The organism is Marinobacterium lutimaris, from assembly GCF_900108065.1.
GTDB lineage: Bacteria > Pseudomonadota > Gammaproteobacteria > Pseudomonadales > Balneatricaceae > Marinobacterium_D > Marinobacterium_D lutimaris.
The window spans coordinates 345466-365272 of record NZ_FNVQ01000004.1; the positions used below are offsets into that span (position 1 = coordinate 345466).

A 19807-nucleotide genomic window follows, 5' to 3' on the forward strand; every position below is an offset into this window, starting at 1 on the left:
TACTCACCCTTTCTAACGATGGATCAGTCGCTGTTACTTGCGCTTCATCGACATGAAGAACTCATCGTTGGTCTTGAAGTCCTTCAGCTTGTCGATGACGAACTCGGTCGCTGCGGTGTCTTCCATGGAGTCCAGCAGCTTGCGCAGGATCCACATGCGCTGCAGTTCTTCCTCAGAGGTCAGCAGGTCTTCTCGACGGGTGCTGGAGCGACGGATATTGATCGACGGGAAGACACGCTTCTCAGCGATCTTGCGGTCCAGGTGCACCTCGGAGTTACCGGTACCCTTGAACTCCTCGAAGATAACCTCGTCCATCTTGGAACCGGTATCGACCAGCGCGGTAGCGATGATGGTCAGGCTGCCGCCCTCTTCGATGTTACGCGCAGCACCGAAGAAACGCTTCGGACGCTCCAGTGCGTGAGCATCAACACCACCGGTCAGTACCTTGCCGGATGACGGGATAACGGTGTTGTAGGCACGGGCCAGACGGGTGATGGAGTCGAGCAGAATGACTACGTCCTTCTTGTGCTCGGTCAGGCGCTTGGCCTTTTCCAGCACCATCTCGGCAACCTGCACGTGGCGTGACGGCGGCTCATCGAAGGTGGAGGCAACCACTTCACCGCGCACGGTGCGCTGCATGTCGGTCACTTCCTCCGGGCGCTCATCGATCAGCAGAACGATCATGTAGCACTCGGGATTGTTACGGGTAATGCTGTTGGCGATGTTCTGCAGCATCAGCGTCTTACCGGCCTTAGGCGGAGACACGATCAGCGCACGCTGGCCTTTACCCATCGGGGTAACCAGGTCGAGTACACGAGCGGTGATATCTTCGGTACTGCCGTTGCCTATCTCCATCCGCAGACGCTTCTGTGCAAACAGCGGCGTCAGGTTTTCGAACAGAATCTTGTTCTTGGCGTTTTCCGGACGGTCATAGTTGATCTCGTTGACCTTCAGCAGCGCGAAGTAGCGCTCCCCATCCTTCGGCGGACGGATCTTACCGGCAATGGTGTCACCAGTGCGGAGGTTGAAGCGTCTGATCTGACTGGGGGAAACGTAGATATCGTCGGGACCGGCGAGGTAGGAGGAGTCTGCAGAGCGGAGGAAGCCGAAGCCATCCTGCAGAATTTCGAGAACGCCATCACCGTAGATGTCCTCCCCGCTTTTCGCGTGCTTCTTCAGAATAGCGAAGATCACGTCCTGTTTGCGGGACCGGGCCATGTTTTCGAGGCCCATTTGGGTGGCAATATCCAGAAGTTCCGGAACGCTTTTAGTTTTGAGTTCGGTAAGATTCATAGTTTTATTTGAACGCAGCCGCAATGGGCTGGCCAGGATGGAAACCGGAGTGGTTATTAGTCGGAAGAAAAGTTAAGTGGCTCAGGCCGACGCCTGCAGCGGACACTGAAGCCGGACAGATAAGTGAAAAGCAATATAAAGCCTAAGGGAACTGCTGTCCAGCGTACGGGGTAAGAAAACGCAATGGCCGGAAACCGGCACATTGCGTCTTCGCACATCGATCAGAGGTTGGCGTCAACAAAAGCCGCGAGCTGAGACTTAGACAGCGCGCCGACCTTGGTTGCTTCTACATTGCCACCTTTGAACAGCATCAGCGTGGGGATGCCGCGAATACCGAATTTCGGCGGAGTTTCGTTGTTCTCGTCGATATTCAGTTTGCAGACCTTCAGGCGACCTGCGTAGTCCTTGGCGACCTCTTCCAGCACCGGCGCAATCATTTTGCAGGGACCGCACCATTCAGCCCAGTAATCGACCAGGACAGCCTCATCCGCTTTCAGGACTTCCTCTTCGAAAGTCGCATCGGTAACGCTTACGATGTTCTCACTCATTAGCTCTGCTCTCCAGTGCATCAGGGAAGATGAAATCAGTCTATAGCAACCAGGCGAAAACCAGAAAGGTTAGCAGCCACCAGCGACAATGCTGCCCTATCTTCAGACAGATCTGAAGCCGGTATTGATCAGATGGTGAGCTTTATTGCAGATTTCGCCTGTACTTTTCTCGCCCGTACTTTGGCAAAGTGACTGATGTCGGCACTTCCCGAGTGCGTTAAAAACTGACAAGTGATGATACCACCAGCACGAAACCAATGTGAACAGCGTATTAAACCCGCATTTCACAGGGGTTTTAGGCATGCACGGCGCAGAAGACATCTGTTAATCTTCGCCATTCCCCGGCAATAAAGTGAACCCGGGGCACGACTCTTTTCATCCGATGCGGAGACCATTCAAGGATGCCCGAACAGGACCTCTCCACGCACAACGGCAAGCAGGGTGATCTGTTAGCCGCCATCGACCTCGGCTCAAACAGCTTTCATATGGTGGTCGCACGTGTCAGCGACGGAGAACTCAAGCCGATCGACATCATGTCGGAGAAGGTGCAGCTTGCCGCAGGACTGGATGCCGAGGGTCTGCTCGATGAGGAAGCGCAGCAGCGCGGCCTCGACTGCCTCAGCCGTTTTGCCCAGCGGGTCTCCCAACTGCCCCGTGACAGCATCCGTATCGTCGGTACCAACGCCCTGCGCGAGGCGAAAAACCGCAGTCACTTTATCGCCCGCGCCGCCGAGGTCCTTGATGTGCCCATTCAGGTAATCGCCGGCCGCGAGGAAGCACGACTTATCTACCTGGGTGTCGCCCATACCCTCTCCGATGATAACGACCGCCGCCTGGTGGTGGATATCGGTGGCGGCAGTACCGAATTCATTATCGGCTCACGCTTTGAGCCGCTGCGCCTCGAAAGCCTGCATATGGGCTGCGTCAGCTACACCAAGCGTTTCTTCAGTGATGGCAGCATCACTCGCGAAGCGATGGACAGGGCGCGCACAGCCGCTGCGCGCGAGCTAGTCGCCATCCGCCGCGATTACCGTCGTTTACGCTGGAGCAGCACCATCGGCTCCTCCGGCACCGCCAAGGCGTTGCGCCAGGCCTGTATGACGCTCGGCTTCGGCGAGCAGATCACCCTCGAGGGGCTTAAGGCTGTCCGCGACCAGCTGATTCAGTTCGGTCAGGCAGACAAGATTGAGATCGAGGGCATCAAACCGGCACGCCGTGCGGTATTGCCCTCAGGAACCGCTATTCTGATCGCTGTGTTCGAGATTCTCGGTATTACTGCCATGGATTACTCAGATGGTGCGCTACGTGAAGGGTTGCTCTATGACATGGCCGGCCGGCTGCGCCATGAGGATGTACGCGAACGCACCATCAAGGCTCTGAAGAAACGCTATCACGTGGATGCAGGCCAGAGCCGGCGTGTCGAGACGACGGCGCGGTTCCTGCTGGATCAGGCGGCGGATGCCTGGTCACTGAACAGCGAGGAATATCGCAATATGCTGGTCTGGGCGGCCCGCACCCACGAGATCGGCCTGACCATCGCCCACACCCAGTTTCACAAGCACAGCGCCTACCTGCTGCAGCACTCAGACCTGCCGGGCTTTACCAATACCGAACAGCAGCTGCTGGCGTTCCTCGCCCGCGGCCACCGCCGCAAATTCCCCAAGGAGGAATACAAGCTACTGACGGACGACAAGCGCCACAGCTACCGCTTTCTCTGCCTGATCCTGCGCCTGTCGGTGCTGATGCATCGCAGCCGCAGCACCGCGAAGCTGCCGGCGCTCAAATTCAGGGTCAAGGAGAAGTCGCTGCGTCTGAGCTTCCCCGCTGGCTGGCTGGAAAATCATCCGCTGACCCGCGCCGACCTGGACAGCGAAGCGGAATACCTGCGCGCCATCGGTTTCGAACTGGAGATCGACTGAGAACGCTACGCCTGCTGTAGGAGATGCGCCCTCGCGCCGATTGAACCCGGCACGGCGGTAAATCAAAACCACCCTGGTTGATCGCGACGAGGGCGCCGCTCCTGCGATCAGCAGCGGTACTGAACAGAAACGCCAGAAACAAAAACGCCCCGTCTCAGACGGGGCGTTTTTTATAGCCGGGAGCCAGCAATCAGTTCTGCGGACCGGCGCTCTTGATCGCTTCAGATACGCCGTCGAACTTCTCGAAGTTACCGGTGAATTTGGCAATCAGTTCAGCCGCAGCTGCATCGTAGGCAGCCGGATCAGCCCAGGTATCGCGCGGGTTCAGCAGTTTGCTGTCAACGCCCGGTACAGAGGTCGGTACAGCCAGGTTAATGCCCGGCAGGTGCTGGGTTTCGCAGTTGTTCAGCGCACCGCTCTGGATAGCACTGATGATGCCGCGAGTGGTCGGGATGCTGAAACGCTCGCCGGTACCGTAGGAGCCGCCGGTCCAGCCGGTGTTGACCAGGAATACGCGGGAACCAAACTCTTCGATACGCTTGATCAGCAGATCGGCGTATACGTGAGCCGGACGCGGGAAGAACGGCGCGCCGAAGCAGGTGGAGAAGGTGGACTTGATACCACCGCCAGAGCCCATTTCGGTAGAGCCAACCAGCGCGGTGTAACCGGACAGGAAGTGGTACGCAGCCGCTTCCTTGGTCAGTACGGATACCGGCGGCAGTACGCCAGTCAGGTCGCAGGTCAGGAATACGATGGAATCAGGCTCGCCGCCCATGTTGGTAGCGGAACGCTTCTCAACGTGGTCCAGCGGGTAAGCGCAACGACCGTTTTCGGTCAGGTGCGTATCGTTGTAATCCGCGTGACGCTTCTCATCCAGGTGTACGTTTTCAACGATGGAACCAAAGCGGATCGCGTCCCAGATGATCGGCTCATTCTTCTTGCTCAGGTTGATGGTCTTGGCGTAGCAACCACCTTCCAGGTTGAACACCACGCCCTTGCCCCAGCCGTGCTCGTCGTCGCCGATCAGGTAACGCTCAGGATCTGCGGACAGAGTGGTCTTGCCGGTACCGGAAAGGCCAAAGAACAGGGTGGTGGAACCGTCTTCACCGATGTTGGCGGAGCAGTGCATCGGCAGCACGTCTTTTTCCGGCAGCAGGAAGTTCTGCACGGAGAACATCGCTTTCTTCATTTCACCGGCGTAACGCATACCGGCGATCAGGACCTTGCGCTTGGCAAAGTTCAGGATAACGCAGCCATCGGAGTTGGTGCCGTCACGCTCGGGTTCGCATTCGAAACCTGCAGCGTTGAGGATCTGCCACTCTTCCTTGCCTTTCGGGTTGAATTCGTGGGGGCGGATAAACAGGTTCAGACCAAAGAGGTTCTGCCAGGCAGTCTGGGTAGTCATCTTCACCGGCAGGTAGTGGCTCGGATCGGCGCCAACATGCACGTTAGACACAACGTGTTCCTGATCAGCCAGATAGGCTTCAACGCGATCCCAGAGGGCGTCGAACTTATCGGCGTTGAACGGGCGGTTGATGTTGCCCCAATCGATAGAGTCAGCAGTGCTGGGCTCTTCGACGATGAAGCGATCCATCGGCGAACGGCCAGTACGTTTACCGGTTTTGACGACTAGTGCGCCGGTGTCCGCCAGAACACCTTCGTTGCGTGCAATCGCCAGCTCGACCAGCTCAGCCGGGCTGGGATTCACGTGTACATTAGTGACGGTTTCTTTGGTCATTACCCTGATTCCCTTGGCTCCGCGCCAATTTACCTGAAAGCAATAGAAGACTTAGTAGTTTTTATTAGCGGGTTAGGCCCCGCTTTAATTATGTATAGAACCCATAATTATCGCATAAGTTCTAACCGAGGATAACCCGCAAAACTTACCCTCCAAAACCCCGCAGCCGCCGCTATGACGGTCAGTGCAGATTGTCCGTATCATCCAGTTGGCCGGCGTCGTGGAAGAGTGCACGGACGTCTGCCTCGTCAAAGCGATAAAGTTCGTTGCAGAAATGGCAACTGACTTCGATCACGCCACCGTGCTCCTCGGCCACCTCGAGCAACTCCTCCTCGGTCATCATCTTCAATGCCTCGGCGCTGCGGCTGCGGCTGCAGTCACAGTGGAACTTGAGCGGATCGGGATCATAGAGACGGCAGTTTTCTTCGTGGAAGAGCCGGTAGAGCATGGTTTCATTATCCAGCTCCAGCAGTTCCTCGCCCTTCAGCGTATGCGCCAGGGTGTTGATATGCTGCCAGTCTGCATCGCCCGAATCGGATGCCGGCAACACCTGCAGCAGCAGGCCAGCGGCGCGTTTGCCATCGGCAACCAGCTGGATGCTGGTGGAGAGCTGCTCGGACTGACGGAAGTAATCCTGCAGGCAACCGGCCAGGGTCGGTTTTTCCAGCGGGATTACGCCCTGGTAACGACGGCCATTATCCGGCTCGATGGTCAGCGCCAGACGGCCGTTCACCAGCAATTCATTGAACGTGGCATCATTGTCGATATCGCCGTCGTAACGGGCGATCGCACGCAGGTTCTGGTGATGGCTGCACTCCGCCATCAGCACACGCAGGGAACCCTCCCCCGCCGCCTGCAGCATCAGACGGCCTTCGAACTTTAGGTTGGTGCTGAGCAGGCTGACCGCGGCCAGCATCTCTCCAAGCACACGCTCAATTACGGCCGGATAGTTGGCGCGGGAGAGTACTTCCTGATAGCAGTCCTCGACGCGGGACACGGCGCCACGCACATCGATGTCATCAAAAAGGATACGTTGAATCTGGTCGCTATTACTCACTTATCACCTGCTCACCTGCGCACCGCAGCAATTAGAACGCCACCCCGCCAGAATGAAGCCAGATGACGGGAGTGTTAAAATAGGGCGCTGATTCTAGCCGATTGAGTATTCAATGATCACCCCAAAAACCGTTTTTTCCACTGGATGGAACTGGCCCGCTCTGATTGTAGGCCACCTAATTTCTGCGCTCGCCCTGATCAGCTACGTGCTGCCCGGCGGCTACAACCTTTGGCAGGATGCCGGTGCCCGGGTCTTTTACCTGCTGAACAGCACCCTGGCCGATAACGGCGCCTGGACCTGGTTCTGGGCCTGGATGAACACCCGTGAGCTTGATCTGTTGACCGGGCTGCTGATGATCTGCTTCCTGGTATTTCCGCTGGCGATCAGAAAAGAAAAGCTGCAGCCGGCGTTCTGTGGCTTTTTGACGCTGATGATCATCATGCTGCCCGCCAGGGCACTGCTGAACCAGGTCACCGTGCATTACGGCCTCAGCGGCGACAGCCCCTCGCTGGCACTGAGCCCGTCATTCCTGTTTTCCGAGCTGCGCCCCTCGATTCCCGCCAAGGATCACGCATCGAGCAGTTTTCCCGGTGACCACGCCAGCGTACTGCTGATCTGGTTTGGCTTCCTGTTGTGGCACACGCGACGTAAAGTCACCGCGTTACTGATCAGCCTGCTTACCCTGCTGCTGATTCTGCCGCGCCTGATCGGTGGCGCTCACTGGCTGGCAGACGTGGCTGTCGGTGGCCTTGCCATGGCGCTGACGACCCTGAGCTGGGCCTTTGCCTCGCCGCTGGCACACAGGATAAACCTGCTGGTGCTCAGCCTGTTTGCTCCCCTGTTCCGGCTGTGCGGCAAGTTGCCGCTGCTGGGCCGGCTGGCGTTTTTCAACGCCACGCGCTGATCAGAAGTGCCCCTTTATACGCAGCAGCTCGCGCCGGCTCTTTTTGTTGGGCCGGTGATCCGGGCCGCTGCCTGTCTCTTTACGCGCCTGGGCGAACGCCTCACGTGCCTTGATGCTGTCTTCGGTTTCGCGGTACAGCTTCTGTGCTTCGGGCGCGCCGCGACGCTGGTCCGACAGAGCGATCACCTCAACGGTTTTCTCTTCGTTGCCCTGACGGATCTGCAGCTGGGCGCCTACCTCAACCATCTTGCTGCACTTGGCGCGCTGGCCGTCGTAATGGACCTTGCCGCCCTCGATCATCGCCTTGGCGATGGCGCGGGTTTTGTAGAAACGGGCGGCCCAGAGCCATTTATCCAGGCGGACCTTCTCATGATGTGAATGGTCCTGGTGTGACTTGTCATGGTGTGAACTGTCGTTATGAGACTGCTTGCTCATAGGGGTGGCATTACCTCGGAAAAGTCATCTGTAGCGTCAAAGCCTTCTATCACCCGACCCGGCATTTGGCTGTCCGGCGTGGTGATGCAAAGCAGGTGTTTAATACCGAAACGGCGGGCAGACTCCAGCACCGGCAGACTGTCATCGACAAACAGTGTGCGTTGCGGGTTGAACGGCTCCACCTCCTGAAGCTTAGCCCAGAAGCGGACATCTTCCTTGGGCAGACCGAAGTCATGGGAGCAGATCACCCGATCCACCTGCTGGTCGATACTGGTCTTCTCGATCTTCAGGTTGAGGCTGTCGCGATGGGCGTTGGTCACTATCAGCGTACGCCGGCCACTGGCGCGCAGCCGCTCGAGAAACAGCTCTACCCCGGGACGGTAGCCGATACGGTCAGCGATCTCCCGTTTCAGCTCGGCGATCGGCACTTCGAGCTGCTCGCTCCAGTAATCGAGACAGTACCAGTTCAGGGAGCCGCGCTCGGACATGATCCTCTTGATCAAAGGTGCGCGGCTTTCCTCCGGATCCAGGCCGTGAATCTCGGCATAGCGCCGGGGCAGGAATTCAAGCCAGAAATGGGAGTCAAAGTGCAGATCCAACAGGGTACCGTCCATATCCAGCATTACGGTATCAACGGCTTGCCAATCCAGCATAATCAGGGAACACTCGCATGGATGGGATAGACTAAGGAAGCTATGACTACACTATCCAGCTTCCCCAAAACGGATTGAAGAGTATGCCCCGAAAGCCCGAGATTTTGAAGGTAACGCCGGTCGCCGACAGCCGCCTGTTCCACGTCGAAGCGGTGGACCTGAGATTCAGTAACGGTGAAGAGCGACAGTTCGAACGGCTCGCCACGCGGGGGCATGGCGCCGTTATGGTGGTGGCTCTGGATGAGGACAACAACGTCCAGCTGATCCGCGAATACGCGGCGGGCCTGGATGACTATATTCTGACCCTGCCCAAGGGGCTGATCGACCCGGGTGAAACCGCATTGGAAGCGGCCAACCGGGAGCTGCAGGAAGAGGTCGGATTCGGCGCGCGCAACCTGGTGCTACTGAAAAATATCAGCGCTGCGCCCAACTACATGGGCCACAGTATCAACGTGATTCTGGCGCGCGATCTTTACCCCAGCGTTCTGCCCGGAGACGAGCCGGAACCGCTGGAGCGGGTGACCTGGCCATTCGACGATATAGAGCGGCTGGTGACCCGGGATGACTTCGCCGAAGGTCGCGCCATAGCGGGCCTGTTTCTGGCCCGCCTGTATCTGCAGCAGCAAGCCGATATCAGCTGAAACCTAGCCTGGGTTACGGCACGCCAATGTGCCGGCAACCACGGTGCTGTTGACCTTCTGGGCGAAAACCGGATCGGTGATCTGGTTATCCATCATGCGCTGCACATCCTGGTCGCTGAAGCGTTCGTGCACATAGTCGGCCAGACAGTTGCACTGCGCTTCAGTGGCGTTTTCCGATACGAGGCAGCCATCGCGGAACGGCGTCCAGGTCTTCGAATTCAGAAACTGTGATTTCACCAGGTAGATCGCAAACAGAACCACCCCCATCCATAAAAACACCTTGCCCATCAGTCCATACGCCTTGTAATTATTATCAGAGCCCCCATTTTAGGGAGAGAAAGGCGCAGTTCCAGCTATCTATTAGTCGCAGAGACGTACCGAATAGCACCACAGACTGTGCCATGATACTGACCCACAAGGGTGGTATGATCGAAAAACCGCCGGGGGTGACCCAAAGGGCATACCCAGATGGGAAAACCCAGTTTTATGCTAGGAAGTTGATCCTGGGATCCCGGAACTGAATGCCAGCCTCCGGAATCGAACAGTGACTTTCGAAAACCTGTCAAACAAATAAGGTGAAACAATATGAGCTTTGAACTGCCTGCACTGCCATACGCAAAGGACGCTCTGGAACCGCATATCTCAGCTGAGACTCTGGAGTTCCACCACGGCAAGCACCACAACACCTACGTGACCAAGCTGAACGGCCTGGTTCCGGGCACCGAGTTCGAAGGCAAAACTCTGGAAGAGATCATCACCAGCGCTCCGGCCGGCCCTGTTTTCAACAACGCCGCTCAGATCTGGAACCACACCTTCTACTGGTACTCCCTGTCCCCGAACGGCGGCGGCGCTCCGACCGGTGCCATCGCTGACGCGATCAACGCCAAGTGGGGTTCTTTCGAGAAGTTCCAGGAAGAGTTCAACGACAAGGCTGTTAACAACTTCGCTTCCTGCTGGACCTGGCTGGTCAAGAACAGCGACGGTTCCCTGGAAATCGTTAACACCAGCAACGCCGGTACTCCGATGACCAACGGCCAGAAAGCACTGCTGACCGTTGACCTGTGGGAACACGCTTACTACATCGACTACCGCAACGTACGTCCGGACTACCTGAAAGGTTTCTGGGCGCTGGTAAACTGGGACTTCGCGAACGAAAACTTCGCTTAATCGTTATCGTCCCATCGAAAAAAAGCGCCTGCGGGCGCTTTTTTTGTGCTCAAAACCTACCTCAATGCGCCGACATCGGCTTAAAGCAGCTCCTAGGGACCGCTCCAGCTGGACTCAACAACCTCGACCAACCTGCCAGATTCAAAGGTAAATACCTGACACTCACCCGGAAGAGGCGAGTCTGGGTCACCGCTACAACCGAGAATGCGACCACTGTAGTCCAGCGGCATAGCCAGATCGGCATAATGCATATAGCCGCTGCCGATCGATTCCGGCTCTACACCGTTCAGCGCGGGCAAGGGCACTGGATCCCAATCGTCCAGTATCCACAGCGGGTCATCAGGCGCCAACTGCTGGCTCTTGGGCCTTTTTCGCGGTGGCGACCAGCCAACACTTAACGAGGATAGTCTGAGTAGATCCTCGACGACCTCATAGCCGGCCACATACCCCGACCAGTTGGATGAACAGACACTCTCCGGTTCAATGCCGTAATCCCAGGGCGAAAACACCCCGGGTTCAACACTGACAACCGAGTAACCGACACCGTTTACCTGAATCCCATTCAGCGTCTGATCCGTCATTCCTGCGCCCACTCAGAATAAAATTACTTCGACCTTGTCTCATCCAAAATCGGCTCCAACCCGGTCCAGACCGTATCGAGTATTTTCGCCTGAGCGTTGGCTTTCGGGTGGTAGCCATCGTCCTGCATCAGATCCCAGTCACTGGCGACGCCATCCAGCAGGAAGGGTACCAGGGCAGTCTGTTTTTCTCCGGCCACTTCTGCAAACAGACTAAAAAACGCCTGGGTATATTGCGGGCCGTAATTGGGCGGCAGGCGGTTACCGATCATCAGCACCTCGGCGCCCGAGGCGCGGGACAGCTCAACCAGCTGTTCCAAATTGCCACGCACAATGTTGAGCGGCGTGCCACGCAGGCCGTCGTTGGCGCCCAGTTCGATCAGCACCAGTGACGGCTGATGGGTCTCCAGCAACGCCGGCAGGCGCGACAACCCACCGCTGGTGGTTTCGCCGCTGACGCTGGCGTTCACCACCTCCAGCGTATAGCCGTTGTTTTGCAGCCGGCCGCGCATCAGGTTGACCCAGCCCTTCTCCTCATCGATACCGTAGCCGGCGGCCAGGCTGTCACCCAGCACCAGCATCGAGGCAAAGCTGACCGGGCTTGTTAAGATCAGCAACAAAAACAGCAGTGTACGCATTGCATGACTTCCTTCGATTAGTCTCTGGATCGATACGTTTAGAACCTTCTGATCGTTCAGTGTTCCAAATCCATTCAGACGAATTCGCCGTACTGGCAGTGATACGCCATCCAAGGAGAGATATGGACCAGTCTAACCCGAGCCCGTCGATGATCGAAGCGCGGGCAATCAGCAAGCACTTCGACACCGAGGCGGGACGCGTTGCCCTGTTCGAAGAACTGAACCTCAACGTACCTCGCGGCGAAAGTCTGGCGGTGATCGGCCGCTCCGGCGCGGGTAAATCCACCCTGCTGAGCCTGCTGGCCGGGCTGGACACCCCGACTCATGGCAGTGTCAGCATCGACGGCCAAGCGATGGAAAAGCTGGACGACCGCCAGCGCGCGGAGCTGCGCGCCAGCAAGGTCAGCTTTATTTTTCAGTCATTCCATCTGCTGCCGGAGCTGACCGCACTGGATAACGTGCGCCTGCCGCTGGAGATCCGCGGCAGCACCAACCCGGAAAAAGAGGCAAAGCGCTGGCTTGAACAGGTAGGGCTGGGAGAGCGCACCGACCACTATCCGTCGCAGCTCTCCGGCGGCGAACAGCAGCGCGTGGCCATCGCCCGCGCCTTCGCCACCCAGCCGGCCCTGCTGTTTGCTGATGAACCCACCGGCAACCTGGATGAAGAGACCGGCGGCCGTATCATCGAGCAGCTGTTCAGCCTGAACCAGCAGCAGGGTACGACACTGATTCTGATCACCCACGACCCGGAGCTGGCCGCACGCTGCCAGCGGCGTGTGAGGTTGCATAACGGTCAGCTGACGGAGGAGTAATCATGAACCTGCTCCCCCGGCTGGCCCTGCGCCAGCTTAAAACCCAACTGCGCACCACCGAGTGGCGGGCGCTGCTGCTGGCTACGCTGATCGCCATCACCCTGACCACCCTGCTGACTCTACTGGGCGACCGGCTGGAGCGCGGTCTGCTGCGCGAGAGCGCCAACCTGCTCGGCGCCGACCTGGTCCTGAGCAGCGGCCGCCCTCTCAGCGATGAACGTCTGCAGGAGATCGCAGCCAACGATGTCACCAGCACCCAGGTGGTGCAGTTCCCGAGCATGGTATCCAACCCGGACGCCGGTGAAGAGACACCACCGATGCTGGTATCGGTTCGGGCCGCCGACCCGCCCTATCCCCTGCGTGGCGAGATCATTACCGAGCCCGCCCACACCAGCGACCTTCCCGCTTCCGGCAATGTCTGGATAGAAGCCCGGGTGATGAGCCAGTTGGGACTGGAGATTGGCGACCGGCTGCAGCTCGGCTACAGCGAATTTACCGTCAGTGCGGAGCTGATCAGCTCACCGGATCGAGGCACCGGTTTTCGCAGTTTCAGCCCACATATCATCATCGACCGTGCCGACCTGGAAGCCACCGGCGTCCTCGCACCGGGTAGCCGTGCCAGCTTCCGCGTGCTGATGTCCGGCGACAAGGAGCAGATCGCCGCACTGGATGCACAGCTGCGCCCTTCGCTGGCCGACTACGAACGCCTGCTGGCCCTGCAAACCGACCAGCCGGTCACCGGTAATGCGCTGGGCAACGCCCTCGCCTACCTGAAACTCTCGGCACTGACCGCCCTGCTGCTGTCAGCACTGACCATCCTGCTGAGCCTGCGACGCTTCAGCCAGAAGCAGTTCACCCGCAGTGCGCTGCTGCTGAACCTGGGCCTTAATCCCGCGCAGCTGGTGCGCGTTTATCTCTACCAGTTGCTGTTCGCCTGGGGTTTACTGGCACTCATCGGTACTGCTATTGCGGCTCTGGTGGATGGACTGGTGCAGTCCTGGCTGATCAACCTGTTGCCGCAGCGCCTGCCGGATCCCGCGTTTTACACCTGGTTCAGCGGCGCTGCCCTGGGCCTGGTGATGCTGATACTGCTAGGACTGCCACCGGTGCTTTCACTGGCACGCATTCCGGTGGCCCACCTGCTGCGCGGCGATACGCCGCCCCAGGACAGACGCGCCCGCGTGCTGCAGGCCAGCTGCCTGGTGATTCTGGCGGTGACGCTGCTGCTGTTCCTGCAGGCGCCGGCGGCGGCGTTAATCCTGCTGGGCCTGCTGGTGATCGGCGGACTGGTGTTCGGCTATATCGCCCAGTTCCTGCTGGAGAAACTGGCCGAGCCCATGGCCGGCAAGCTGCTGCTCGGGCGCCTGCTGCGCCTGCGTCTGCGCCAACAGCGCAAATGGCACCGACTGCAGTCGGCGGTGATCGTGCTGCTGCTCACGCTGCTGGCAGTGGTCTGGGTCAGTCGCGCCGATCTGCTGTCGGAGTGGCGCGCTAAGTTCCCCACCGACACGCCAAACTTCTTCGTGATCAATATCCAGCCCTGGCAGAAGCCGGATCTGGATGGGTTCCTGCAGGATAACAGTATCGACAGCACCCTCTATCCGATGATCCGCGGTCGCCTGAACGAGCTCAACGGCGAACCGATCCGGCCCCAGCTGACCGAGGAGCAGCTGCAGAACAACACCCTGAGGCGTGAACTGAACCTGAGCTGGACCCGCGACAGGCCGGAGCATAACGAGCTGCTGGCCGGCCAGTGGTGGGAAACCACACCGGACAGACCGCAGATCTCCGTCGAGCAGGACATGATGGAAGACCTGGGGCTGGAGCTAGGCGACAGCCTTGGCTTCGATATCGGTGGCCAGCAGGTCTCAGCCGAGATCACCAGTATCCGCGGTGTGGAATGGACCTCGTTCCGACCCAACTTCTACGTGATCTTCAGCCCAGGTGCGCTGGAAAACTACCCCGGTACCTGGATCACCAGCTTCCGACTTGAAGGCGAACGCAAACAGCTGGCCACCGAGATGCTGCGCGACTTCCCGTCACTGACGCTGATCGATATCGACCAGCTGCTGGCACAGCTCGGCACCTGGCTGAAACGCCTGGGTGACAGCTCGGCGATGATCCTGGCGCTGACGCTGCTCTGCGGGCTGATTCTGATGGCGGTGACCCTGCTGCAGGCGCTGGAACAACGCCGCTTTGAGTCCGCCTTGATGCAGACGCTGGGCGCCAGCGGTGAACAGACGAGACGTCTGGATCTGCTGGAGTTCCTGCTGTTGGGGCTGGTGTGCGGTGTACTGGCTGGAGTCGCCTCGGAGATCACCCTGGCCGGGCTGCACGTTCAGCTACTGGATGTAGAGCCCAAGCTGCACCCCTGGCTCTGGATCAGCCTGCCGGCGCTGGCATCGCTGTTTTTCGTGGCTACCGGCTTCCTGATCCGTCGCCCGCTGCGACTGGATCAGTGTTACCGACTGCTGCGCTCACAGAGCTGATGTAGAAAGGAATGCCCCCGTGCCGATTGCATCCGGCACGGGGGTATTTACAGCCACCGCGGGTGATCGCGACGAGGGCGTCGCTCCTACTCTGGGTAATTACCGGGTAGGAGGCGCGCCTCGCACCGATGAAGTCTGGCACACGGGGCATTCAGATCTGCGCGACGTGGACTAGAGCGACAAATCCACACGCGGTTCGCCATCCTGGTCGATCTGTGGATAACAGAGGAACAGGCGGTCTGCTTCGACCTTCTGCTGCAGGCGCTCCTTGAGTACCTCTGAACGAGCCTGCGCCAGCTGACGCAGCAGATCACTCAATTCCGCCGCCAGCTCCTCACCCTCCAACGGCTTGGTGCGCTTGCCGTTTTCCACGTTCTGCACCTCGCCAACTGCCTGGCGATCAGCCGCCACAGTGACGCCACAGAGGTTCAGTCGCAGCCCGCCTCGCTCGGCCATCAATCCGGCCAGTTGATCCAGATAATCGCCGCCATCACCACTCAGTTCCGCCTCACCAGCGGCGAACGCTACCGGCTCCAGGTTGATAAACGAGCCCGTCTTACTGGCATCGATGGCGGTTTCCGCCAACGTAATCAGCGCACCGTAGGGCTGCAGCGCCTGCACCAGGTACGTCATCACCCCCTGCTTGACGCTATTCCCCAGCACCCGGTTGATGACGCTCTGGTAATCGAACGAGGGATCATTCAGCGAACCGCTGATCGGCACATCCAGGTCGATGTTTTCATCGTCGTCCTGCAGCACCGAGATCGCCGTTTCCAGCGGCAGACTTATTGTCTCCTGGAACTCGCCGATCTGCTCCTGATCCACCGGATCCACGGTCAGGCGGTTGATGCGGATATGGTTTTTACCGTCCAGTTGATCCTCATCCAGGGTTCCCTCCATGGCGAGGTTGAGCTGGCCACTCTGCAGGTAATAGCCGGTGTACTTGATGCTGTAGGGGCTCACAGCGGGAAGCTGCACATCATCCAGGTTTACTGTCCAGTGGCCGCTGCGGGGAGACGCCAGCAGGTTCACTGCCCCTTGGGCTTCAAGCTTTGCAAAACGGTTAATCACGCCACTGAGACCGAATTCGCTCTGTTCACTGCTCTGAGTATCCAGGTTGGTCAGCGATAGTTGGTTGATCGCCATATCCATTTTGTAGGCAGGATTGACCGACCGATCCGACAGTTTGAAATGACTCTCACCCGCGAGACCGATGCGGCCAACACGCACATGGAAGGGATCAGCAGCAGACTGTTTTTCTGCGCCGGAATCGGTACCACCCTGGGTGTCTGCGCCGGAAAGAGACGCCAGCTGCAGCTGCAACGCCTGGATATCCTCCGGCTGCATCTGCTCATCAAGATTGAGAGCAGCGTTCAGTCCATCCGCTTCGATGGCGTCGATCTGCACACCGGCCTGATCCAACGCCAGTTTATTGAGGCTAATTCCCGCCATGGAGAGCAGCGGATCCCCGGCCTGGGTACTGGCCAGGCTAAGACCAGACACCTGGGCCGAGCCCAGGCCCACCTTCAGGGGCATCGCCACATTCAGGCTGTTCAGCTGTATCGAATTCAGCGCGGCCAGCGGTTTACCGCCCGCCTGCACCTTGGCGGCGCCCAAAGACAGTTGCGGCGCAGTCAGCGCCAGTTTGCCGCTATCGATGGCATAGCTTGCATCGGCGCTGGTAGTCAGGTTATCCAGAGCGACCTGCATGGCGCCGCCCTGGTTCAGCTCGATGCCGCTGAGGTTAAGCTGGGTGCCAGACAGGTTCCAGCTGTTCAGCGCCTCCGAGGTCAGCGCCGTGGAAAGATCCGCTTTGCTCAGGGCCAACGACAGCGCACTGCCCTGTTGCAGTTTCAAAGAGGCGAGCGCCAGCTTGTTCTGCCCCTGCAGATCTACCTTCGTGATTTCACCACTGCTGACCTGCACCTGGGTATCGCCCTGCCAGTCGGCAGAAGCCAGGCCCAGCGACAGCGCATCGTCCTGCTGCAGTTTCAAAGAGGCGAGCGCCAGCTTGTTCTGCCCCTGCAGATCTACCTTCGTGGTTTCGCCGCCGCTGACCTGCACCTGGGTATCGCCCTGCCAGTCGGCAGAAGCCAGGCCCAGCGACAGTGCATCACCCTGCTGCAGCGCCAGATCAGCCAACTGCAGCCGGTTTGCACCCTGCACATTCACCGCCAGGGTCTCATCCCTGCCAATCTGAATATCGCTGTCACCCTGCCAGCCGAGCTGGCCGAAATTCAGTGATAGAGGCGTCTCGCCGGTCATCGCCAGGGCGAGCCGCTGCGCATCCAGAGAACCGGCAACGCCCAGATTCAGCGGCCCCTCGCGGGTCAGATCCAGGTCTACCTTGCCATCCCACTTCAGGCCACCCAGATCGATCTGCTGTGTTCCCTGAGTCAGCGATGCCCCCTCGGCAAGAGCCACCCGCGCACCGACGGCGATATTGGCCGGACTCAGCGCCTGCAGGCTCAACTCCACTCCGCCATCAAAGGTCAGCGACGGGGTTTTAAAACTCAGATTCTCGTCCTGCCAGCTGAAGTCACTGATACTGATAGTGCCGTTAGGCGTGATATGAATGCTGTCACCAGCCAGCTCACTGCCCAGCTTCAGATCGGCACTGATGGTGCCCGACTCCAGTTGGGGAACAAACTGCGCCACCAGCGCGTGCACCGGCAGGTTTTCCAGCTTCAGGGCCAGATCGGCGCGCTTGTCTGCCGGCAGCGGCAGGGCGCTGGAATCGATATTGAAGGGGGCATCGTTGATGCGGCCATGCAGAATCAGTGCGGTGGGTTCCTGGGGCTGCCAGAAAAACAGGCCGCCAAGCTGCAGCTGGTCCAGCTCCAGATGATGTTCCTGCTTGAACAGTTGCAGGCGCCAGTCGATGTTATCCAGCGACAGCGCATCGAGGCCGACGCTCCAGCCAGACGGCGCGTCATTCTCGTCGGTTTCGGGCTCTTGAGTTTCATCCGCCGGCGGCATCAGCTCCGCCAGGTTCAAGGGCCCCAACCACTGCTCTTCAAGGGTGTAGACGAAGCCGGAACGCACTCCCTCCACCTCCAGCGGTAGCAGGTGAATCTTTTTGTCGAACAGGTCGCCATAATCGATGGCGGCACGGAAGCGGTCGATATCCAGCGGATAGTGACCTTCGCGCCGGGCCTTGAGTCCCTCGATAATCACCTCGCCGCTGAACCAGTTGACCGTCAGCGCCTTGAAGCGGGCATCCTCCACCCCCTGGGCACGAAGCCAGATGACCACCTGGTCACGCACGACATAGGGCAGTGCATGAAATGTCAGCGTTACCGTCAGGACAATTCCCACCAACCAGGCAATCCATTTCATGGGGCGTTACTCCTGCTAACCTTCAATCCAAGGATGACGATATACAGCATAGCGGAAAGCGCAAAGAGCTATACGACTGACGGTACTGCTTATGTCACTGCCGTACTACGACAAAAGGTCGGCTACTAAGCTCCGTGGCGCTCTGGTAAAATCTTGACCGCTTTTCTGCTGCACTTCCATGCGGCCACATACTAAGAAACCATATTTTGTATACTTTTCAAAAGGGTGAATAACGTCATGGCACATGATGAAAACTTCCGCGACTCCTCCGGCTGGGGCTGGCTGCTGATCAACGCGGTCGCTATGCTGTGGATTACCATGCCGGTGAGCATCGTACTGACCAAAGTGGTTCAGTGGTAAGAAGCTCAGTGGTAACCAGCTCAGCTGGTGAAGCGTTGCGGGTTTGCCAGACGGACGGCGAACTCGCGCAACGCTCAGCCTTTCCCTCCTCCCGCTCTTCCTCCGCCGTTTAACACTGCGCCCCTGACATAGCCTCTCTGCTCCCGAAAAAACAAAGCATCCACCTGGTCTGAGGTATATCAAACACGGTTAATCGCCGGACTTTTCCGTGGATAAGATTCAGCACGGTTACGGCTGGAATAGATCAGGCGATCAGTGCGAGCGAAGTGAACAGAAACTAATAGTGAATAGCGGTCAGAAGAAGCTAAGTTTGGATGGACGAAAAGATGCCGCTGGATAGCGGAATCAGCAGGAATGGCTTAAAACGCTGTTGCGTAGCAAGCAGGGAAAAGACGGTCTACACGGATATTGAAAAACCTGCACCGGAGCGATGACGACCCGGCACAGGCTTCAGCTGTTTGCTGTCGAATCAATGAGAGTCGCGCAGCTCTTCCACCCCGTTCGGGGTTCCCATCAGCACCAGGTCGGCACCGCGACGGGCGAACAAACCGTTGGTGACGACACCAACGATATTGTTGATCTGCTGCTCCAGCGCCTTGGGATCGAGAATCTCCATATCCTGCACATCGATAATCACGTTACCGTTGTCGGTGACAACGCCTTCGCGATACACCGGCAGGCCGCCGAGTTTGGCCAGTTCACGGGCTACATAAGAGCGTGCCATGGGGATAACCTCCACCGGCAGCGGAAACTCACCCAGCAGATCCACCTTCTTGCTGCTGTCGACGATGCAGACAAACTCTTTTGCCACCGCGGCAACGATCTTTTCGCGGGTCAGCGCAGCGCCGCCGCCCTTGATCAGGTTCATATGCGGGTCGAACTCATCGGCGCCATCCACATAGACCGCCAGCTGGTCGACGCTGTTCAGGTCGAACACCTCGATACCGTGACCGCGCAGACGCTCGGCTGTCGCCTCGGAGCTGGCCACCGCGCCGGCAAACTGGTTTTTCACCGCCGCCAGGGCATCGATGAACAGATTGGCTGTGGAGCCGGTGCCCACACCGATAATGGTGTCGCTTTCCAGCAGTGGCTTGATATGTTCGACAGCGGCCTCGGCCACCGCTTTTTTCATTTCGTCCTGGGTCATCGCCTGTCAGATCCTGTCGCGGTTGATCATGAACGCGTGATTATACGCAACACTCAGCTCCCCTTATAGACGCTGGGGGTTTCAGCCGA

Annotated in this window: 19 protein-coding genes; 8 read left to right on the plus strand and 11 right to left on the minus strand. The window is 58.6% G+C overall.

The annotated features are described in order from the left end of the window. Positions 1-33: 33 nt before the first annotated feature. On the minus strand, positions 34-1293 hold the full coding sequence (rho, locus tag C4S72_RS18730; RefSeq protein WP_104004698.1) for a transcription termination factor Rho: 1260 nt from the start codon (positions 1291-1293) through the stop codon (positions 34-36). A 221-nt stretch (positions 1294-1514) separates the two neighbouring features. Continuing rightward, positions 1515-1841, minus strand: coding sequence for a thioredoxin TrxA (gene trxA, locus C4S72_RS18735; RefSeq protein ID WP_104004699.1), 327 nt, complete (start codon positions 1839-1841; stop codon positions 1515-1517). Positions 1842-2242: 401 nt separating this feature from the next. On the opposite strand from trxA, the gene ppx reads away from it, so the two are divergent. Next, a complete protein-coding gene (ppx, locus tag C4S72_RS18740; RefSeq protein WP_104004700.1) occupies positions 2243-3760 on the plus strand; it encodes an exopolyphosphatase in 1518 nt (505 codons plus the stop codon). Positions 3761-3950: 190 nt separating this feature from the next. Here ppx and C4S72_RS18745 read toward each other — a convergent pair whose 3' ends face one another. Next, positions 3951-5498, minus strand: a complete 1548-nt coding sequence (locus tag C4S72_RS18745) for a phosphoenolpyruvate carboxykinase (protein WP_104004701.1) — start codon at positions 5496-5498, stop codon at positions 3951-3953. Positions 5499-5679: 181 nt separating this feature from the next. Continuing rightward, a complete protein-coding gene (gene hslO / locus C4S72_RS18750) occupies positions 5680-6555 on the minus strand; it encodes an Hsp33 family molecular chaperone HslO (protein WP_104004702.1) in 876 nt (291 codons plus the stop codon). Between the two features lie 112 nt (positions 6556-6667). Here hslO and C4S72_RS18755 point away from each other — a divergent pair, with 112 nt between their 5' ends. Next, positions 6668-7459: a phosphatase PAP2 family protein gene (locus C4S72_RS18755; RefSeq protein ID WP_104004703.1), complete on the plus strand. Its 792-nt coding sequence runs from the start codon at positions 6668-6670 to the stop codon at positions 7457-7459. On the opposite strand, the gene hslR is transcribed toward C4S72_RS18755, so the two are convergent. Further along, positions 7460-7894 (minus strand): ribosome-associated heat shock protein Hsp15, encoded by a 435-nt coding sequence (gene hslR / locus C4S72_RS18760; RefSeq protein WP_104004704.1) that lies wholly within the window; start codon positions 7892-7894, stop codon positions 7460-7462. Continuing rightward, on the minus strand, positions 7891-8547 hold the full coding sequence (gene yrfG, locus C4S72_RS18765) for a GMP/IMP nucleotidase (RefSeq protein WP_104004705.1): 657 nt from the start codon (positions 8545-8547) through the stop codon (positions 7891-7893). Before yrfG ends, hslR begins: the two co-directional genes overlap by 4 nt. Before the next feature lie 83 nt (positions 8548-8630). Here yrfG and nudE point away from each other — a divergent pair, with 83 nt between their 5' ends. Further along, positions 8631-9188 carry an ADP compounds hydrolase NudE gene (nudE, locus tag C4S72_RS18770; protein WP_104004706.1) on the plus strand — a complete coding sequence of 186 codons (558 nt, stop codon included), beginning with the start codon at positions 8631-8633 and terminating at the stop codon, positions 9186-9188. Between the two features lie 3 nt (positions 9189-9191). Here the strand turns inward: nudE and C4S72_RS18775 are convergent, their stop codons facing one another. Beyond that, positions 9192-9476 carry a hypothetical protein gene (locus tag C4S72_RS18775; protein ID WP_104004707.1) on the minus strand — a complete coding sequence of 95 codons (285 nt, stop codon included), beginning with the start codon at positions 9474-9476 and terminating at the stop codon, positions 9192-9194. Positions 9477-9773: 297 nt separating this feature from the next. On the opposite strand from C4S72_RS18775, the gene C4S72_RS18780 reads away from it, so the two are divergent. Next, positions 9774-10355 (plus strand): superoxide dismutase, encoded by a 582-nt coding sequence (locus C4S72_RS18780; RefSeq protein WP_104004708.1) that lies wholly within the window; start codon positions 9774-9776, stop codon positions 10353-10355. 92 nt (positions 10356-10447) lie between these two features. Here the strand turns inward: C4S72_RS18780 and C4S72_RS18785 are convergent, their stop codons facing one another. Both C4S72_RS18785 and C4S72_RS18790 read right to left on the minus strand, forming a co-directional pair. Continuing rightward, positions 10448-10936: a hypothetical protein gene (locus tag C4S72_RS18785; RefSeq protein ID WP_104004709.1), complete on the minus strand. Its 489-nt coding sequence runs from the start codon at positions 10934-10936 to the stop codon at positions 10448-10450. Positions 10937-10959: 23 nt separating this feature from the next. Continuing rightward, positions 10960-11571, minus strand: a complete 612-nt coding sequence (locus tag C4S72_RS18790) for an arylesterase (RefSeq protein WP_104004710.1) — start codon at positions 11569-11571, stop codon at positions 10960-10962. 122 nt (positions 11572-11693) lie between these two features. Between C4S72_RS18790 and C4S72_RS18795 the strand changes: the two genes are divergently transcribed. From C4S72_RS18795 to C4S72_RS25810, 3 genes are read left to right on the plus strand one after another with little or no spacing between them, the layout of a single operon-like run. Continuing rightward, complete coding sequence (locus C4S72_RS18795) at positions 11694-12383, plus strand: ABC transporter ATP-binding protein (protein WP_104004711.1); 690 nt, start codon at positions 11694-11696, stop codon at positions 12381-12383. A 2-nt stretch (positions 12384-12385) separates the two neighbouring features. Then, positions 12386-14872 (plus strand): ABC transporter permease, encoded by a 2487-nt coding sequence (locus C4S72_RS18800; RefSeq protein WP_104004712.1) that lies wholly within the window; start codon positions 12386-12388, stop codon positions 14870-14872. Positions 14873-14891: 19 nt separating this feature from the next. After that, positions 14892-15047 carry a hypothetical protein gene (locus C4S72_RS25810; RefSeq protein WP_160115548.1) on the plus strand — a complete coding sequence of 52 codons (156 nt, stop codon included), beginning with the start codon at positions 14892-14894 and terminating at the stop codon, positions 15045-15047. Here C4S72_RS25810 and C4S72_RS18805 read toward each other — a convergent pair. Next, positions 15044-18211, minus strand: a complete 3168-nt coding sequence (locus C4S72_RS18805) for a DUF748 domain-containing protein (RefSeq protein WP_104004713.1) — start codon at positions 18209-18211, stop codon at positions 15044-15046. The two genes, C4S72_RS25810 and C4S72_RS18805, sit on opposite strands and share 4 nt — an antisense overlap. 237 nt (positions 18212-18448) lie before the next feature. Here C4S72_RS18805 and C4S72_RS26140 point away from each other — a divergent pair, with 237 nt between their 5' ends. Next, complete coding sequence (locus C4S72_RS26140; protein ID WP_268807721.1) at positions 18449-18571, plus strand: hypothetical protein; 123 nt, start codon at positions 18449-18451, stop codon at positions 18569-18571. 469 nt (positions 18572-19040) lie between these two features. Here the strand turns inward: C4S72_RS26140 and rpiA are convergent, their stop codons facing one another. Continuing rightward, entirely contained in the window at positions 19041-19718 is a 678-nt protein-coding gene (rpiA, locus tag C4S72_RS18810; RefSeq protein WP_104004714.1) for a ribose-5-phosphate isomerase RpiA, read from the minus strand. Positions 19719-19807: the final 89 nt, after the last annotated feature.

Bases quoted from the DNA above. Each gene is read 5' to 3' on its own strand.
- rho (WP_104004698.1), bottom strand. From the start codon at position 1,293: ATGAATCTTACCGAACTCAAAACTAAAAGCGTTCCGGAACTTCTGGAT.
- trxA (WP_104004699.1), bottom strand. From the start codon at position 1,841: ATGAGTGAGAACATCGTAAGCGTTACCGATGCGACTTTCGAAGAGGAA.
- ppx (WP_104004700.1), top strand. From the start codon at position 2,243: ATGCCCGAACAGGACCTCTCCACGCACAACGGCAAGCAGGGTGATCTG.
- C4S72_RS18745 (WP_104004701.1), bottom strand. From the start codon at position 5,498: ATGACCAAAGAAACCGTCACTAATGTACACGTGAATCCCAGCCCGGCT.
- C4S72_RS18755 (WP_104004703.1), top strand. From the start codon at position 6,668: ATGATCACCCCAAAAACCGTTTTTTCCACTGGATGGAACTGGCCCGCT.
- hslR (WP_104004704.1), bottom strand. From the start codon at position 7,894: ATGAGCAAGCAGTCTCATAACGACAGTTCACACCATGACAAGTCACAC.
- yrfG (WP_104004705.1), bottom strand. From the start codon at position 8,547: ATGCTGGATTGGCAAGCCGTTGATACCGTAATGCTGGATATGGACGGT.
- nudE (WP_104004706.1), top strand. From the start codon at position 8,631: ATGCCCCGAAAGCCCGAGATTTTGAAGGTAACGCCGGTCGCCGACAGC.
- C4S72_RS18775 (WP_104004707.1), bottom strand. From the start codon at position 9,476: ATGGGCAAGGTGTTTTTATGGATGGGGGTGGTTCTGTTTGCGATCTAC.
- C4S72_RS18780 (WP_104004708.1), top strand. From the start codon at position 9,774: ATGAGCTTTGAACTGCCTGCACTGCCATACGCAAAGGACGCTCTGGAA.
- C4S72_RS18785 (WP_104004709.1), bottom strand. From the start codon at position 10,936: ATGACGGATCAGACGCTGAATGGGATTCAGGTAAACGGTGTCGGTTAC.
- C4S72_RS18790 (WP_104004710.1), bottom strand. From the start codon at position 11,571: ATGCGTACACTGCTGTTTTTGTTGCTGATCTTAACAAGCCCGGTCAGC.
- C4S72_RS18795 (WP_104004711.1), top strand. From the start codon at position 11,694: ATGGACCAGTCTAACCCGAGCCCGTCGATGATCGAAGCGCGGGCAATC.
- C4S72_RS18800 (WP_104004712.1), top strand. From the start codon at position 12,386: ATGAACCTGCTCCCCCGGCTGGCCCTGCGCCAGCTTAAAACCCAACTG.
- C4S72_RS18805 (WP_104004713.1), bottom strand. From the start codon at position 18,211: ATGAAATGGATTGCCTGGTTGGTGGGAATTGTCCTGACGGTAACGCTG.
- C4S72_RS26140 (WP_268807721.1), top strand. From the start codon at position 18,449: ATGGCACATGATGAAAACTTCCGCGACTCCTCCGGCTGGGGCTGGCTG.
- rpiA (WP_104004714.1), bottom strand. From the start codon at position 19,718: ATGACCCAGGACGAAATGAAAAAAGCGGTGGCCGAGGCCGCTGTCGAA.